General features: G+C 45.8%; 14 protein-coding genes and 2 pseudogenes. 6 read left to right on the plus strand and 10 right to left on the minus strand.

Translation table 11 applies throughout. The features are described from left to right. Positions 1-26: 26 nt before the first annotated feature. The 7 genes and pseudogenes from CS022_RS02835 to CS022_RS02865 form a co-directional block, all read right to left on the minus strand. Positions 27-1,334, minus strand: a complete 1,308-nt coding sequence (locus CS022_RS02835; RefSeq protein ID WP_129121004.1) for a TRAP transporter large permease — start codon at positions 1,332-1,334, stop codon at positions 27-29. A gap of 64 nt (positions 1,335-1,398) precedes the next feature. Further along, positions 1,399-1,953, minus strand: coding sequence for a TRAP transporter small permease (locus CS022_RS02840; protein ID WP_129121005.1), 555 nt, complete (start codon positions 1,951-1,953; stop codon positions 1,399-1,401). 104 nt (positions 1,954-2,057) lie between these two features. After that, complete coding sequence (locus CS022_RS02845; RefSeq protein ID WP_129121006.1) at positions 2,058-3,038, minus strand: TRAP transporter substrate-binding protein; 981 nt, start codon at positions 3,036-3,038, stop codon at positions 2,058-2,060. Positions 3,039-3,124: 86 nt separating this feature from the next. After that, a complete protein-coding gene (locus tag CS022_RS02850; protein ID WP_129121140.1) occupies positions 3,125-3,955 on the minus strand; it encodes a putative hydro-lyase in 831 nt (276 codons plus the stop codon). A 168-nt stretch (positions 3,956-4,123) separates the two neighbouring features. After that, a complete protein-coding gene (locus CS022_RS02855) occupies positions 4,124-5,008 on the minus strand; it encodes a LysR family transcriptional regulator (RefSeq protein WP_129121007.1) in 885 nt (294 codons plus the stop codon). A gap of 137 nt (positions 5,009-5,145) precedes the next feature. Then, complete coding sequence (locus tag CS022_RS02860) at positions 5,146-6,696, minus strand: cryptochrome/photolyase family protein (protein WP_408057199.1); 1,551 nt, start codon at positions 6,694-6,696, stop codon at positions 5,146-5,148. Continuing rightward, a pseudogene (locus tag CS022_RS02865) lies at positions 6,689-8,153 on the minus strand (FAD-binding domain-containing protein). The gene CS022_RS02860 and the pseudogene CS022_RS02865 overlap by 8 nt, the downstream one beginning before the upstream one ends. Before the next feature lie 480 nt (positions 8,154-8,633). On the opposite strand from CS022_RS02865, the gene CS022_RS02870 reads away from it, so the two are divergent. Next, positions 8,634-10,286, plus strand: coding sequence for a M28 family metallopeptidase (locus CS022_RS02870; RefSeq protein ID WP_129121009.1), 1,653 nt, complete (start codon positions 8,634-8,636; stop codon positions 10,284-10,286). Positions 10,287-10,438: 152 nt separating this feature from the next. After that, a complete protein-coding gene (locus CS022_RS02875; RefSeq protein ID WP_129121010.1) occupies positions 10,439-10,645 on the plus strand; it encodes a hypothetical protein in 207 nt (68 codons plus the stop codon). Positions 10,646-10,923: 278 nt separating this feature from the next. On the opposite strand, the gene CS022_RS02880 is transcribed toward CS022_RS02875, so the two are convergent. Further along, positions 10,924-11,688, minus strand: a complete 765-nt coding sequence (locus CS022_RS02880) for a hypothetical protein (protein WP_129121011.1) — start codon at positions 11,686-11,688, stop codon at positions 10,924-10,926. Beyond that, positions 11,685-13,151, minus strand: coding sequence for an iron-containing redox enzyme family protein (locus CS022_RS02885; RefSeq protein ID WP_129121012.1), 1,467 nt, complete (start codon positions 13,149-13,151; stop codon positions 11,685-11,687). Before CS022_RS02885 ends, CS022_RS02880 begins: the two co-directional genes overlap by 4 nt. Before the next feature lie 137 nt (positions 13,152-13,288). On the opposite strand from CS022_RS02885, the gene CS022_RS02890 reads away from it, so the two are divergent. Further along, positions 13,289-14,041 (plus strand): helix-turn-helix domain-containing protein, encoded by a 753-nt coding sequence (locus CS022_RS02890; protein ID WP_161569538.1) that lies wholly within the window; start codon positions 13,289-13,291, stop codon positions 14,039-14,041. Between the two features lie 139 nt (positions 14,042-14,180). On the opposite strand, the pseudogene CS022_RS02895 reads toward CS022_RS02890, so the two are convergent. Further along, positions 14,181-15,991 (minus strand): annotated as a pseudogene (locus tag CS022_RS02895) (trans-sulfuration enzyme family protein). Between the two features lie 179 nt (positions 15,992-16,170). Here CS022_RS02895 and CS022_RS02900 point away from each other — a divergent pair. From CS022_RS02900 to CS022_RS02910, 3 genes are all read left to right on the plus strand, one after another. Next, positions 16,171-16,626, plus strand: coding sequence for an Lrp/AsnC family transcriptional regulator (locus CS022_RS02900; RefSeq protein ID WP_129121014.1), 456 nt, complete (start codon positions 16,171-16,173; stop codon positions 16,624-16,626). Between the two features lie 88 nt (positions 16,627-16,714). Beyond that, complete coding sequence (gene parS, locus CS022_RS02905; RefSeq protein ID WP_129121015.1) at positions 16,715-17,137, plus strand: type II RES/Xre toxin-antitoxin system antitoxin; 423 nt, start codon at positions 16,715-16,717, stop codon at positions 17,135-17,137. Beyond that, complete coding sequence (locus CS022_RS02910) at positions 17,137-17,598, plus strand: RES family NAD+ phosphorylase (protein ID WP_129121016.1); 462 nt, start codon at positions 17,137-17,139, stop codon at positions 17,596-17,598. Before parS ends, CS022_RS02910 begins: the two co-directional genes overlap by 1 nt. Positions 17,599-17,607 lie beyond the last annotated feature (9 nt).

A 17,607-nucleotide genomic window follows, 5' to 3' on the forward strand; every position in this document is an offset into this window, starting at 1 on the left:
GAATTCTCCGTAGAGGTTTTCGCGCTCTAGCGTTGGCTCATATTGGCAGGTAAGTAAGTCACAATCTCGGGAAAGACAGTGATCAAAATAAGCCCAATCAGAATCAGCATGAAAAAGGGCAATGCTGCCTTTGCAACATAAAGAATGTTCTTGCCTGTCAGAGCCTGAATAACAAACAGGTTAAAGCCAACAGGCGGTGTGATTTGTGACAGTTCGACCACCAGCACGATGAAGATCCCGAACCAGAGTAGGTCAATCCCCGCCTGTTGGACCATTGGTAAGACAACGGCAACCGTTAACACAACTACGGAGATACCATCGAGAAAGCAACCTAGTACGACGAACAAAATAGTCAGGTAAAACAGCAGTTCGAGCGGAGAGAGCGTCAGCGAGGCGATCCACTCGGCCAGTTCGCGGGGAATACCGAGAAAACCCATCGCCAGCGTCAGAAAATGCGCACCAACGAGGATAAACCCAATCATGCATGCGCTTTTTACGGCACCTAGAAGGCTGTCGAGGAAGCCTGAGAATGTTAGTGTGCCAGTCATCCACGCAAGCACCATTGCACCAAACACCCCTAGTGCTGCAGCTTCTGTTGGCGTTGTAAGCCCGCCATAAATAGAGCCGAGAACAAAGAGAATCAAACTGACAATAGGTAATAGCTTACGCAAAGCTTTAAAACGTTCAGGCCAGCTGACATCGTGCTCTGAATGAGTGGGAAGTTTGTCTTTGTTGAGCAGTGCCCAAAGTGCGGTGTACCCGAGAAAAAGCCCCATCAGCATCAGCCCCGGCAATGCCCCAGCGATAAACAGCCGACCAATAGAAACCTCGGCCGCGACGCCATATACAATAAGAATAATCGATGGCGGGATCAGGAGACCGAGTGTCCCAGAACCCGCTAAGGTACCGACGGCCATTTCTTCGCTATAGCCCTGCTTTTTCAACTCTGGCAACGTCATTCTACCAATGGTGGCTGCTGTTGCGGCTGACGAGCCGGATACCGCAGCAAAAATACCGCAGCTGAGTACGTTTACATGGAGTAACTTGCCTGGAAAACTGCTTAGCCAAGGTGCGAGCCCTTTGAAGAGATCTTCAGAAAGTCGGGTTCGAAATAAGAGTTCACCCATCCAGATAAACATAGGCAGGGCGGTCAGTGACCAGCTGGTGCTGGCCCCCCAACTCGACGAGGCAAAAAGAAGTCCAATCTGCTCATTACCTGTCAGGTAAAGACCAAGCACACCAACGCCAACCAAGGCTAATGACACCCAAATGCCCGCGGCGAGAAACAGCAACATGCTGATGGCAAGGATGAAAGATACCAGTGTCATTTCCATATGAGTGGCTCCGTGATAACTGCTTTAGAACGCATGACGTGTTGTGGTATGGATTCGGTCCGCATTATTGTTCACCTTTGCTGGGCTCTGTGGCCGAATCTTGCGGCTGACTCAATGTCATTTCTTCCTGTTCAACTTTTTTGTAATGAGGTGTTTTGCCTTGAATCGCTTCAATCAAGCTGTCTAATACGGCGAGTGTGAAAGCAATCATGCCAACGGCAAGCGGCACCTGAGGGATCCACAAAGGAATAGGAATATAACCGTGGGTGACTTCCTCAAAGTCATAAGACTCCCACACCATATATGTGCAGTAGTAACTGGTAAAAGTCAGCAGGATAAAGGCCATAGCCAGTACGATAACTTCAAGAGGCGTTTGTAAAGTCTCGGGCAATCTCTGAATCAGTAAGTTAACCCTGATATGACCACCTTCGCGAAAGGTATAGGCAAGCCCGAAAAATGTGGAGGCGGCGAGGGCATAGCCCGAAAAATCCTCTGCCGACGGCACGATAAAACCAAACAGGCGGCCAATAATTTGCGCGAGGATCAATAGCATGATCACTATGATACAAAAGCCTGACAGGTAGCCCGACAGCAAATAAATCGTATCTTTACGGGACATATTTCTGGAACTCTCCATGTCCGTGTCTCTCCACGAATAAGATTTTCCGTGACAATGATTAATCTAGAACCTGAGGGGCCCGAAGGCCCGCTCACTTCAACTATTTACTGATTACGGTAGTTCGTCAGCACTGGCTTGAGTGATTGTGGTGACTCTTGTTCCCACTCCTGCGTCATGGTGACACCAATGGCTTGCAATTCGTTCAGTAGTGTGGATGATGGCTTAGCAATCTCAATACCGTTGTCAGCCAGCGTTTTGGTGTCTTTGGCCTCCTGATCTTTTACTTTTGTCCAACCTTTCTGCTCAGCACTTGCCGCGGCATCAAGAATGACTTGCTGTGTTGCTTTGGGTAGGCGCTTAAATGCGCGTTTGTTAACCACAACAAAATTCTTAGGGATCCATGCCTTCACCTCAGTAAAGTGGCTGAGGTAATCCCATGCCTGACCATTCGCGCCTGTTGAGGGTGAGGTGATCATGGCATCGATAATGCCCGTGCTGAACGCCTGAGGGATATCGGGTACCTGAACCGTGGTGGGGGTGGTATTCATTAGGTCAGCCAACCTAGATGTGGAGGGGCTATAAGCGCGCATCTTGGTGCCCTCGATGTCGCTCAGAGAGTTCACGGGCTTTTTGGTATATAAGCTCTGTGCAGGCCAAGGTACGGCATAGAGCAGGATCAGACCTTCTTTACTGAGCTGCTTTTCAACTTCAGGTTTTGCCGCTGTCCAGAGTTTCTGGGCTTGTTCATAGTCCGTTGCCAGAAACGGAATGTTGTCGTGCTTAAAGATGGGATGGGTATTGCCCATGATGCCGATAAATACTTCGCCAATCTGAACCTGACCTGTTCTCACCGCACGGGGAATCTCGGGGTGCTTCATCAGCGACGCGCCTGAATGCACCTTGATATCCAGCTCACCTTTACTGTCTGCTTTAATTTGTTTGGCAAATTCGTGAGCAATTTGCGTTGGTAGATTGCTGTCACCATAAGGCGTTGGCATGTGCCACTGCGCCGCGAGTGTAGCAGATGCAGTGAGGCTACTCACCAACAAAGCAATGCCGGAGACGGTTCTATTGATCAGCTTCATTTTGTTCTCTCCATTGTGTTTTCATTTTCACCACAGGGACATAGGTCAGACATTGCGGTCTCGTATCAGCCGCGACTGTCATTGCGCTACATCAATGAAATGTGGTCATTAGCAATATCGGTAACCAACATTTTCCCTGGTGCATGTGTAATTGCGATCTCGGGTTTAGCGTTTTCTATTGCGAGTTGCGGTGTGACACCACAGGCCCAAAAAACGGGAATTTCATCAGAGTTAATTGTGACGCTGTCACCAAAATCGGGTTTTGTAATGTCATCAATGCCAATCAGTGAGGGATCCCCCAGATGAATGGGAGCGCCGTGTGATTTTGGTAAACGCGTGGTGATTTGCACTGCACGAATAGCATCGACAGGTTTGAAAGGACGCATAGATACGACCAAATTACCGTGAAAGTGGCTGCTTGGATGAGCGGGTATGGTGGTTTTGTACATCGACACATTGACCTGTTCTTCGATGTTACGCATCGTCAAGCCCGCTTTTGTCAGCGCATCTTCAAACGAAAAAGAACAACCCAGCACAAAGGTGACAAAATCGTTCTGCCAAATAGACGTAATGTCATTCATGCTCTGACTAAACTCTCCGTGCCTGAATATTTTGTACTCTGGAATATCACTACGAATATCAATATCGTCTCCCAGTGGCGTCATTAATGGCTCACCGGGTAACGACACATGGAGCAGTGGGCAGGCCACTGGGTTTTTTTGGCAAAACAGCAGGAAATCGTCTGCCCATGTTTTACTGAGTATCACGATGTTTCCCTGAACCAGCCCCGGAGCAAAACCACTCGTTGGGAGGTTGAAATCACCCTTTCGGATTTGATGTCGTAATGCGTTGGCTTGTTCAACCACAGGAATACCGTAGGAATCATTGGGAGCAGAAAACGTCACTGGCGTTGGCATCATGTCTCAACCTGCTGTCTGAAGTGGGTCAGTCAAATGTTGCAAACTTGTTTCATTCCGTCCAATTATAGATTTTTACCTTTAGTGATAAATAATATCTATGGGTTCCACCTACATAGCAATCTAAGGCCATGAATGTTTAAAACTTTGCGCTATGTTGGTGCTTTGTCATTTCTGAGCATTTGCGACATCAACAGCAAGTCCTGCAGCCAGTTCTGCAGCCCCATTTAAAGGTGCTCGCATAAATGAGGCAGTGAACTTAAGCGGAGACGGCGTCCACTCACAGTTGACTGGCTCCAAGCGGCCTGCATTAAACTCTTTTTCGGCGAGAGCCTGCGGTAAGGTCGCGACCCCTAAGCCATCGAGCGCCAGTTTCATGCAGGCTGATAAAGAACTGGATGTGAAGAAGTGTGCGGTAGAAGATTCCAATGTTTTGAATGTCTCATCGATTTCACAAAACGGCAGTGTATTTCGTGGGTAGGTAATAATCGGCCATTTTGCTATGTCTTCGAGAGAAAGGGGCTTGCGGGAGGTTACGAGGTTCGGTTTGGCAGCCCAAACCAGCGGGTATTCACAAAGTGCCAGATTCGTCACCCCGGGTTCAGTGACAGGCCCCATCAAAAAAGTCATATCCAGCGTGCGATCGAGAAGGTCATGCCTGAGCTTTGAGGTGACATCGACGGTGACATCGATATCTAGGTTTGGAAACTGATCGTTGAGTTGCCCAAGAAAGAGGGTTAACCAAGTGTGAACGATGGTCTCGGAGACACCAAGCCTGAGTGTGCCCTGCATCAAGGCATTGTTCTCTGCTCGGCTTTGCAGCTTTTCGGCCATCATTAAGAGTTTTTCGGCATAAGGGAGCAACTCTCGCCCCTTGGCGGTGAGAGCAACCGGAGAAGCATCACGATCAAACAGTTTGACGCCCAGCTCTTCTTCAAGCCCTGCGATACGCGAGGAAATAGCCGGTTGGGTGGTGAATTGTTGTTCTGCTGCTTTTCGGAAACTTTTCAGTGTGGCAACAAGAACAAAAGTCTCAATCCTTTTGAGATTCATACAGCAAGGCCCGTGAGTAGCGGCGACATTACCGCTACTTTCAACCTTAGCAGTGGATGGTGTTAAGGGGAGTGTTACAAGTGATATGTCTACGAACTTAACTGTTGCTGCATCACATTGTAAAACCTTTGGAAATATTAAATTTCATTGAGGTTTTCTTTAATCCATGACGCTCTCTGCCTGATGGCTGTTTGCTCATCGTCTGCGAGCTTGTCCCAGTTACCGAAAATCATTCCGATGCGCGGGTTTTTGGTCAGTTCTTCTCTGTGGCTGACCATGAAATCCCAGTAAAGTGAATTTAACGGGCAGGCATCGTCAGACGACTTTTCTTTAACTTTGTATTGGCAGTTGCTGCAGTAATCACTCATCCGATTGATGTAACTGCCGCTGGCACAGTAGGGTTTGGTAGCGATGATGCCGCCGTCGGCGAACAGGCTCATACCACGTGTATTTGGCATTTCAACCCACTCGATGGCATCGATATAAATCCCCAAATACCATTCGTCTACTTGGCGCGGGTCCAGTCCAGCAAGCAGGCTGAAATTGCCCGTCACCATCAGGCGCTGAATGTGATGTGCGTAGGCAGTGGTGAGACTTTGCGAGATAGCCTCAGACATACACCTCATCCCTGTTTTACCATCCCAGAAGAACGCCGGTAGATCACGATCTACGCCATAGTGGTTCTTATCGGCATAATCAGGCATGTTTGCCCAGTACACTCCCCGAACATATTCCCGCCAACCAAGCACCTGCCTGATAAAACCCTCAACAGCCTGAATACTCGCACTCTCGGCCTCATACGCTGCAAGCACTGCGTTAATGACTTGCATGGGATGAAGGATCTTTGCATTCAATGCAAAAGATAAACGGGAATGAAAAAGGCTCCAACTGTGTGGGGACTGGCAGGTCATTGCATCCTGAAACTGACCAAAATTTGGTAGCTGCTCTTCGATAAAAAAATCAAGAACAGCGAGGGCTTCGCTGCGGGTGACAGGCCAAGGCATCACGTCATCAAGTTCTCCCAGTGTGGTAACGCCATGACGTTTGAGCCGGGAGGCGACATCGCTTGTTTTTCGGGTAAAGGTCAGTGGCGTTGGGATTAATGCTAAATCGCTTTTCTTTAATTTCTTTCGGTTGTCGGCGTCATAGTTCCACTTACCACCGACAGGCTTTCCATCGAGCATCAAAACATCAAACCGCTTTCTCATTTTGCGGTAGAAGGTTTCCATGCGCAGATGGGTATCCTTCTTGAATTGCTTATCGATTTCCTCAAATGGCAGCAAAAAGTGCTCTGTATCCACACAATGAGTTTGAAGTCCAGATGATTCCAACGTGCTGGCGAGTTGTGATAATTGTTCTTTTAGACGATATTCATCAGGACGCTGGTACTCAAAGCCGGTTATCCCGTTTTCGTTGATGAGTCGTGTGATAAGTGATGGCAAATCTGGGTCATCGATTGTGTCATCGAGTGTCAAATGGCACACATTGTGGCCTGCTTTCTTCAATGCTTCAGCAAAGCCTTCCATCGCCATAAAAAACGCACACACCTTTTGCGCGTGATGACGGACGTAGTCTGTTTCTTGCTTCATCTCCGCAATGGCATAAAGCACGTGTTCGTCTTTAGTTTTAAACCAAGCGTGTGATGCATTCAGTTGGTCGCCGAGTATCAGGCGCAATGTTTTAGCCATTGATGGGTTCATCCTGTCGGGTGTGTCTGTTGAGTATGCGGTACTTTTCTTTCTTCACTTCCGGGCGAGTACGCCAATGCCAAAATAAATCCCGAGCGCGTTTCCCTGACTCAGCCAAGTCAACAACGGGAGCAGGGTAGTCTTCACCGAGTCGAAAGTTGTACATCATCTCTTCCATCGGTGTGACTTCCCAAGGCGTGTGAATGAGTTCGGAGGGAAGCTCTGAAAGCTCGGGCAGCCACTCGCGGATGAAATCTCCGTCCGGATCTTGCTCTTGTGATTGTTTCACTGGGTTGTATATCCGGATGGTGTTAATACCCGTGACGCTCGCTGCATCTGAAACTGTGGGTAATGGATGCCGGGCTCGAAATCTAAAAATAGTTGGGCTAAATGCGTGACACCGTGACGCCAATCTTGCAGCAAATGATGGCAAAGGAAGCTGACGAGCATGGCCCGCATCCTGAAATTAATGTAGCCCGTTCGATGAAGGCACCGCATGCAGCATCAACTAATGGGTACCCTGTTTTGCCTGATTTCCACGCTTCCAGCAAATCTGGGTTATTCTGCCAAGGGAATTGCTGGTACCCCGCATTTACGGGGGAAAACTCCATTTGGCTTTCGCTTTCAAATTTTTGGATAAAGTGGCAATGCCAATGTAGACGAGAGGAGAGTGCTCGAAGCGCGGATCGCCACCCCGGCCTTTTCCAGTTGTGTAAGACGACTTGATAGACCTGACGGAGGCTGAGATTTCCCCATGCCAAATGCGCAGAAAGGCGCGAACACGAATGGCGACTTTTAGCAGGACTGGATATGCCTTTGTGATACTCCTTGCCACGTTCTCTAAAAAAGCTATTGAGCACTTCATGTGCGGCTGTTTCCCCGCCGTGCTGAAAATTTGTCCCTGAGCCAGTCGATTTGTTACTTGGGTAGGGAAGTTGGCTTAACACAGCATCCGAGCCGACAAATTCGATGTTATCCAAATTCGTCTTCACCAGCGGTGCGCGCATCACGTCGCTCCAGTGGGTGTCCCACCCGTTTCGCGAACTTGCCCCACGGATAACTGCAGCATAAGGGCATTCGACCCACCTCACGCGGTGTTCATGACACCATCTTGCAACGTATTTATCTCGGTTAAAGGTGATGTCCAACCCAATTTCCTGGTAGCTGAACAGTGCTTTGACATTGAATTCAGTGTTGAGGGTAGTCAGGGTTTCAATAATGTTCTTGTCCGAGACACTCACTCTGCCAGCGTGCTTGCTCAGTCGGGCGTTCATATCGTCGATGGATTGTTGAATAAACCGCCAATGGCGCTCGCTGTAGTGGTCATCGTCAACAAGCACAGGCTCGAAACTAAAAAGAACAAGTAATGGCAAACCCGTTTGGCTGGCTAAGTACAGAGGAAGGTGATCGTCGAGGCGAAGGTCGCGCTTTAACCACACGACGGCGATATCTTTCAAATTTTTCTCTCGTAAATTGGTGCGTCTGATGTGAGCGACACAAACACTTGTTGTCCTGTGAGAGATTACGTTTCTCTGAGGGAAAAAAGTTCACTTACAAAAATTTGACCGACTTTTACACATTGCATACTCAAGTATTCGATTATGTCTTAAAAGCTATCACTTTTGCTCATCAATGCTCCTAATTGCTTTATTTACCCAATGACTGAAACTGAAGATATAAAATACGTAAATTATTTAAGATCTTAATCCTTACTTGAGACTCTGGTTTTCTCCAAAATTCACAAGACGTATCTTTTTTAATAAATACAACTTTTAGCAGACTTTCCCTTCGTCAAAATTCACTACTCATGCACATAATATTTAGGTAATTGATAGAGATAGCGGAGTTTCTGGTCTTTGTTAATTTGCCTTGCCCAGATCTTTTGCAGCGCAAGACTGCAATGGAATGTTTATTGATAAAAATTCAGGTATGAAAGTATGAATAAGGCCTTGCATCTAAAAAAACATGTTTTGTCTGCGATTTGTCTTGGCGTGTTGACCGCATGCGGCGGCGGAGGGGGATCATCACCGAGCATTAGCCAACAAGCAGAGACGTTTTCTCAGTCGTTTACCGAGAGCGGAATTTCATCATCGGCGGTGAGTTTCGATGCGCATGCGACAGCCAGCGGTGAGGTTGCGTCACGTGAAGAGGGTTCCGACGGACTAAAAGCGGCCCAAGAGGATATCAAGTCAACATTAATCAATCTCGGCTTCGACGTAACGGAGCAGTCTTTTTCTTATCGTGTGTGGAATAAAAACAGTGCAACACTCTCGGTAGGTGTTGATGCTCTTAACAACTTCGCGGTGATTAAATACTCGCCAGCATCTAATGGTGAGATTAATGGTGATTTAGTTTGGCTAAACCCTACTACTTACAACCCAGGCTCAGCACACGCGCCAACTGATGGCTGCGCTGACACTGACTTTCAAGAAGCAATTAACAACAATGGCAAAGTTATCATTAACAACATTGTCATGTTGCAAGCAGGTGGTTGTGATACTGAACAAAAGATTTTGCTCGCTCAGAAATATAAAGCTGCTGCCGTCATCATGTTCAAAAGCCAACCTACTGGTGCTGATGATACCAGTGTTTATGACACCGCATTACCTTATAGGCTGAACCCGGTTGTTACCATTCCCATTCTAGGTATCAGCTATAACAAAGCTGAAAGCTATTTCCGTTTTAACGTTAATAAAGACATTATCCTGAATGTCGATGTGAGCCAAGAAGAGCGAAACGGTAAAAATATAATTGCTGACCTGAAAGGACGTAATGAAAACCAGTTTGTGATGGTTGGTGCACACCTTGATTCTGCCGCAGGTAGCCCGGGAGCAAACAACAACGGCTCTGGCGTGGTTGCTATGCTCGAATATGCCAAAGTGCTTGTCGAGGAATTAGGTAAGAATGCTATTGACCCTCTTCGAAGTTCGTTAAGACTCGCATTCTGGGGTGCTGGCGAAGCGGGAAAATACGGTTCAGCCAGTTATGCGGAAGCCAATTTTGACGCAAAGTATCAGCAAATTTTAAACACATTGCTGGTGGAAACCGGCAAAGCGACATATGCAGAGTTATCTGAAGGTGAAGTAGAAATCCTCAGTCGTCGAATGCAGGCAAGCAACGCTATTAAGGCTTATATCAATCTCGATTCTATTGCGTCCGTGAACGGCTTTTACGGTGTGTTGGACGGCGATATTTCGTCTACATCCAGTGATTCTTCATCGGCTTATGGTTCAGGAAAACTTCCTTTGCCCGCTGATGGCGGGCAATATCACATAGAAAACAGTTTTAAAAACGCGTTTCTGGGTTTGAATACCAATATGGTTCCGTTATTGCTAGACAATAAAGGCGATTACGAGGCATTCGGTAAATATCATGTGCCGTTTGGTGGCCTATTTAGTGGTGCAGACGGTACGAAATCAGAAAGTCTGATGGCAACATTTGGTGGTGAAGCAAACAAGCCTTTCGATCCTTGCCACAAAAAAGACTGTGATGGTATCGATAATATGGATACCAAGGTGCTGTTAACGAATACGCGTGTCATGGCAGAAGTTGTGACGACTTACCTTTTGAAGGATGACATTTTCAAATGATTGTAGTGACCCCGGTGCTAATTTAGCTAGTTGCTTTGGCCTGGGGCTCAATCCCGTTCCTTACTCAATTTTCTTGATTAAGAGACTGGCGACTCATTGACGATGGCGCTAACATACGGGAAATTATAAGGAAGTTGAGTAAGGATTTATCGATGCCACTGGTTACTTGTCCTGTCTGTGAGAGTCAGGTTTCGAAAAAAGCGCATGCCTGCCCGAAATGTGGTGAGCCGGATCCCGTCAACTATCATGCGACAAATCGCTGGTTAGGTAACTTATTCTGGTTACTGGTCATTGCAGGAATAGGCTATGCTGGCTGGGTATATGTCTGGCCGCTGGTAGTGGATGTTTTTAACCGCTGAGTATTCGATGGACAGTATTATAGAAAGCCGCTCTTGGAGCGGTTTTTTTGTCTTTGATGCAATTAATCGGTTAAAACACTCTAAAATCCGCTATATCGATGACAATCCTATGATGTCATTCGACATAAGTTGAATGATAAATGACATTTACGACAGGGATATTCAGTCATAGAGGCTCGGTTACTAAAAACATGAACCATCCACATGTTTCTATCCCATCTCTTAGATTTCAAGGCTTGAGAAATTAAGTTCGTCAATATTCAGGCCGCAATTGGCAATTAATGTGCAGTATAATTTGACGAGACTCTATTGCTTTTCAACTCGATACGAACACTTTCATCTGAGGTAGAGAGCATGACCATCGCCTTGGGATTACTCGATAAAGCGTCTAACTTGACCGGTCTATGGTTTAGCAAATTTATGCTTGCGTGGTTTTTGTCCACTAAGTGATAAATAGGCCGGATTTCTCCATTAATTACAATATCTTTGCTACCAACATTTGTGTATAGCGCATAACGACTTAATAGCGCTTGGTTGGATAACCATACTCGATGATACTCATCGACAGACCACTCATAAAAGTAGATCGCTCGTGTGTTGATACGCAGGAAAAAGAACGCGCTTTCTATCTTTTTTGTTAGCCAATTATTGTCTGGCGGCGACATATTAACGGCCAAAATTTTGTTGCTTTTCAGGTAGTAACTCAGAAGTTTTTTCACTAACAACCTGACGAAAAAACCCTTACCTCTGGCAGAACGATGTAATTTAAAGTCACATAGGTACCAAAATCGTTGACATTTGCCACCGTGGCTAACTTCTCTTAATACTGCGCACCCCATCCCGAGGATGGCGTCCTTTTCTTCTAAGACAAAAAACTCCGCCTGCCCAAGCGAATTAAAGAAGTCATAATACTGCCCGCTGGACAAACCGTGACAGATATTGAAAGTTTCATCACCCAGTGGATAGATAAACTGAGTTTCAAACTGGCGCAGCAATTTTGAATATTGCCCTTGTTCAATGCTCTTTAGTGTTTTAAATCTCATTTTTCGAACACGACCATTTCTGAATAAAATCCGGTGTTATCGTCCAAGGGGATGACGGTGCCCATTGATATATCCTGTAAAATGTAATCACCCAATAACCGTCTCATAACCATTCGTCCTCCTTCATTTAAGCGTTCGAAGGCGCTATGTGTAATTTCCACAAATTCGTTTAGCGGCATCCAGTCACCAATATTGGATAGATCGATAAAATCATAGCGTCCCTCGGAGACGGCTTGTTTGGCATCTTTACAAACAAGGGTTAGCTTTGTTTGTGCCGCATCACCCAACATAGCCGGGGGAAGAGGGGTACCGAGAATGACATTCTTTGAATTGAGGATATTTCGCTCACTTTCTATATCCGATGCCATCTTTCTGTATACCTGTTTGAAGTGTTCGCTGAATACTCCCTGTGAATATCGTGTCGCCTTAGGGCCAAAAATAGCTGTAAGCACCTCGGTACTGAACACATTGTCAATCACATAGTCCATATGTCGAAAATCACCTTGAAGCGCCCAGCGAATGTGTAGCTCCCCTTCAGAGTTGGTGAACACGTTCCGGACAAATTGGAAGAGGTACTCGAACTTCCCCTCCGGCAAAGCCTGTTGGCCTGACATCTTCTTCCTGCAAACTTCAAGTTGTGCTTCATTGATATCAAAGGCCAAAACACTCGCTACCTTCTCATTGGCGAGGTGTTCAATGACATGCTCTCCCCCTGAGCAAACAGTCAGTACGCTAATCCCATCACGAGCGATGTCATCAATGATTTTCGTCAACACCGCTGAAGATTCGCGGGTATGATAAAAGTTCACTGGCATCTGTTCGTTTAAATGAATGATTTCCTCTGTGGTCGGAAGTGATAGGGTGCTCAGCACGTGTATAAACGTTCTTTGCTCACGACAAAATAGCTCAGCATCAAAATCTATTCCTTCCTTCTCCATTGCCATCAGTATTTCTTCACCATGGCTCCAATCTAATTTACTGTGCTTGGAGTAGTGCGTTTGCTCACCGAGCAATGCTGTTTGAGCTAATTTATTGGCGATCGTTTCAGAAATGACAGCATAGATGTATTCAATTGCAGCCAGAGCATGAAATAAAAATCTCTTGTCATGACTCTTTAGGTAGTTATCTATCCAATCGTTGATAAACGGACTGTGAAAGTACGTTCCCTTAAACCCCAGAGCGTTGAGATGGGCGTTGAAAGTGTTGATATGAAATTTTTCTGTGTCTCCCTGCCCATGTTCTTCCCAAATATTGTCGACAATCAGGAGCCTCGCGTAAGGGTTTTGAATTCGGCTTGCCAGATTCAAAAGCATTTTAGGGAAGGCATCAACAGCATGATAAAAAGGGACCTGAGATTTTAAAAGTTCTTCCCTGTTCGCCGTCTTTAAAAACTGAAAGTACAAAGAGCTTTCCCAGATTGCTTGATTGTCCTGCGTGATTTGCTTTGCTTGCTGTTTAAACATTCTCTTTCCCTCTGCTCTAATTCGATAAAACCGTGTAAATTCAATATATTTCAGGTAGCTAAATTTAAAACCATTTTTGTTAAAGTTTCTCTTTATGATATGTTTGGTATTAAAATATGATACCTTTGGTGTTTTTAATGAGTCAGAGAAAACAATTAGTTCAAACACTTAAAGCGCTCCTGAGACAACACGGCGTCACTTATCGGATAGTTGCACAACACCTTCAAATTTCAGAAGCCAGCGTCAAACGTCTATTTTCAACCTGTGATTTCACAATTGAACGAATAGAAAAAGTCTGTGAGTTGGTGAGTATTGAGTTGAGTGATCTGGTGATGGCGATGCAAGAAGGTTTACTGAGTACGTCGGAGCTAAGCGTTGAATCTGAAAAAGCGCTTGTTTCTGATATTCCTTTATTATTGACCGCACATTTGCTGATCAATAAATGGACAGTCAATCAGATATTGTCCAACTATGACATTGACCGACTGGATATGATCCAAAATCTGGTCGAGTTAGATAGGATGAGGATCATTGATTATTTGCCCGGTGAAAAAGTAAGACTAAAACTGAGTCGCAACTTTCAATGGCAAGAGAACGGACCTATTCAGCAATTTTTTAATAAGCACATTAGCTCTGAATTTTTTAAATCTACCTTTGATCAGCCGGGAGAGTTGCGTTTATTTGCCTCAGGTATGCTCTCAAAGACCTCTAATCAGGCAATTCAGCATCGTTTAACCCGCTTACAGGCCTTCTTTGATGAATTACATCGAGGAGATGAAGTGCTTGAGATGGAACAGCGATATGGCACCAGTATTGTTCTGGCAGTCAGACCCTGGAGTTTACCGATGTTTGAAGCATTAAGGAAACCAGAACGCCAAAAGACGTTCTAGAAAAAGTCAGTGAAAATCCCGTAACGTAAGTTATTGAAGTAGCCGACCAACCTTAACTGTCAGGTTGTTGATTTTAATACATAATGTTTTCTCCTCGCTGTATTGCTCTCAAGTTTGTGACTGATTGTATGGGCTTGGCTTACGCCATAAGTGCATTGAAGTTGGGCAAATCGCCAACAAACTTTTGATGAACATCGAGGTAGGTCGAGCGGTATATCTCGTCAATCACTTCAGCTTCAGGAAAACACTCGGAAAATCCGGGATGACCATCATCCAACGTCATTTCAGCCGCTTGTTTGATATGAGCAATAAATACGCGCGGATCTTCGAGACCAACGGCGATGCGCATGGTTGTTGGTGCAATACCTGCGTCTCTTAAGCGTCGCCGGATAATTCAGAATGGGTAGTCATGGCAGGACACAAAGCAACAGTATTTGTCTGGCCGAGGCTGACTTGCATACCGATAGCAGGTTCGAGCATATCAAAAAACTGCTTATACAAAACTGGTGAGATGGCTTTGCGACTTTCCGTCCCTTCCATATCGATAGTGAACAAAGGCGCAGGTAAGCCGAGATGTAGATTTTCCTTCATCACTTTATGGTTTGGGCTGGCGGGTAGAGCAGGGCATGACACGTTAATGTCAGGATGTTTATCGAAAACCTTTGCCAACGTCAGCGTATTAATGGTTTTTTGTAACACGCGCATTTCAAATGTTTTCATGCCATTAAGCACTTCAAAAGCTTTGTCGGCATCAAGGAACGCGCCTTTGATGTAATACACGTTCCAAAAGAGGGTCTCATTCCAGTTGACCTGTTTCTGCGTTCCGTTGGCTTGTTGGTATGTGACGCTATCGCCTTTTGGAATAAACATTTCCTCGTTTCGCCCAATCACCACGCCTGCCGTTGTGCTGCCCGTTCCTGCAAGGTCTTTGGTGTACGAGTGAATGACAAAGTCTGGACGCTCCATCGGGTCGTCTCGTTTGAGAACTGGAGACAAAAATGGCGTTCCCACCGTAGTGTCTGTAATCACCGTCCAGTTACGCTTGTGGGCTTCTTTCGAGATGCCAGCAACGTCCAATACGTATCCGTGGGGATTACACGGGCTCTCTAAATAGACATAAATTTTGCGGCCATCAGCAAGTCTTGTTTTGTATTTTTGCGCAACGTCATCCATCGCTGAAGCATAATCGTCAGTGCCATAGCCGTCGACCCACTCGACGGCCACATCGAGATTAGATGATTTATGGTACCAGTCATTCAGCAACTGATAGCTGCCTCCGTAGATATTGCGGGAGGCAATCACAATATCTTCTCTGCCCAATAAGTGGCTCAATAATCCGTCGATGGCAGCCATGCCTGAATTGAAGTTCCAGGCTAAATATTGATCAGCCATTTTCCCTGCTTCTACGTCGACAATATGGTTGGCGAGACTGATAGAGGTTGGATTCAGTAAGCGGGAATAAATTTCATGCAGTGGTTCTCGTCCGTTAAATGCATCTTCTACCCATTCAGTACAGGCAAATAGATAAGTCGCCGTTCTCGTTATCACTGGGCTTGATGAAAAGATGGCCGCCACATTATCAAAAATAGGGTAAGCACCCTTGGCAGCGAAGTTACCGTTGGACGTTGCGATGCTTTTATAGCTCGCCCGCATTGGGTTTTGCAGGTTATCTAAAATTTTGGCGAGTTGAAATGATAAAAAGCGTTTGGCATTAAACCATGCGATGCGATCACTGCGGTCAAGTGTTGATAGGTTATTCAACGTGAGTTGCCAAAGGTCGTGAGTATGTCCGTTAGCCTGATATAAATGGGTCGCTAAATGGATTAACGACTTTCCAAAATCACTCTCTGTATCAATCCCAAAGTGCTCAGCCTGTTCAGTCGCAAGCTCTTCCGCGGTTTCTTTCGATGTGCTGTTACGCAATGGGCTCAATTGTCGCTGAGTATTCATAACGCGTTCCCTTCTATAAAAACGTGTTCCTTTTTTAAACTTAGCAAAGTCATAGAGGTAAATGATTGCTATTCATGCTCACAGTAGCGTGTATATTGGCAGATTATGCAATATAATTATCTGTTGAGATAGATCACAGTTCTATCCTTTAATTGTGATTGACGATACCGGGAGTGATTATGGACGCCACAGACAAACGAATTCTGCTTGAACTCCAAAAGAACGGGAGACTCACCAACCAAGAATTGTCAGATAAGATTTCGTTATCTCCATCGCCTTGTTTACGCAGGGTCAAAGCGCTAGAGAAAAAGGGGCTAATCACTGGCTATCATGCCCATGTTGATCAGGACAAATGTGGCTTGCCAATTAATGTCTTTGTGTTAGTTAAACTCGACAGACCAACTGAAGATAATATCGCTAATTTTGAACAACAGATTGCCGTGATGGATGAGGTGATGGAGTGTTTTCTGATGACAGGCACGCATGACTATCTGCTGCGTGTTGTCAGTGAATCTTTGCAGTCTTACGAGCACTTTATCCGTAAAGAACTGACCCAACTGCATAACCTAGCTGCAATAGAATCAAGCTTTGCGTTTGGTCAGGTAAAAAAACAGACCTCTTTACCAATAAAATAAAAAGACGAGTTATTGACGACATATGGCGCTTTACTAACAGACATGTGTCGCGCATAATCTAACCATCACGTCACGGAGGTGATCCATTATGTATTCAGCACAGCTGCAATCTCTCGGTATTATCAAAAAAGGTCAGGTCATCAATCAGGATGCGGAATTGGATATCATCCGCCATGGTCTGACAGTCAAACATGCTCGGAAAGTTATGGTGGACATGGCGTTAACCAATACTGAGTGGGTCGCTCTTATTGGCCTGAGTGCGCGTAGCATGCAGCGCAAAAGTGATGTTGATGTGCTCACGCCATCTCAATCAGAAAAAACACTGGCGATTCGTCGGGTATTGGACTTGGCCACTGAGTATTTCGAAGACAGGAATATTGCTCTCGACTGGCTAAAAACGCCTCAGGCAATCTTCGGTGGTAAAGCAGCTTTGGACTACCTTGATACCAATACTGGCATTCAATACGTAGAAACGGTGTTGTATCGATTGATGCACGGCATGACCGCCTGATGGAAGTCTTTCGGCTCTCATTAGCAAGGTTTGCTGATCTCTCTGGGATGGGAGGAATGTTCGGTTCAGGCCGCTGGCATCAAAAGGGATACCCTGTTGTCTACACTGCTGGGTCGCGTTCATTGGCTGCACTGGAAAGGTTTGTTCATGAGAGTCCTGTTCACATGCCAAAACTTGTCATGCTGACCATCTTTATCCCCGATAGCCTTGCAATTCAGCGCCGCAGTGAATCTGAATTACCCAAAGGATGGGACGCAGTACCAGACGCGGATACTTCAAGAAACCTTGGTGTTCAATGGCTCAATGAACAGCAGTCGCCTGTTATGCAGCTCCCCTCGGCCATAGTTGCTAGTGAGTACAACTTTTTGATCAATCCTGCGCACCCTGACGCGACGCAAATCAAGATCATTGAACAAAGGGACTTTTACTACGACAGTAGGATGAAACGGATGATCCGATGAACGCGTCGA

Source organism: Veronia nyctiphanis (assembly GCF_004116385.1).
In the GTDB taxonomy this organism is placed as follows: Bacteria; Pseudomonadota; Gammaproteobacteria; order Enterobacterales; family Vibrionaceae; genus Veronia; species Veronia nyctiphanis.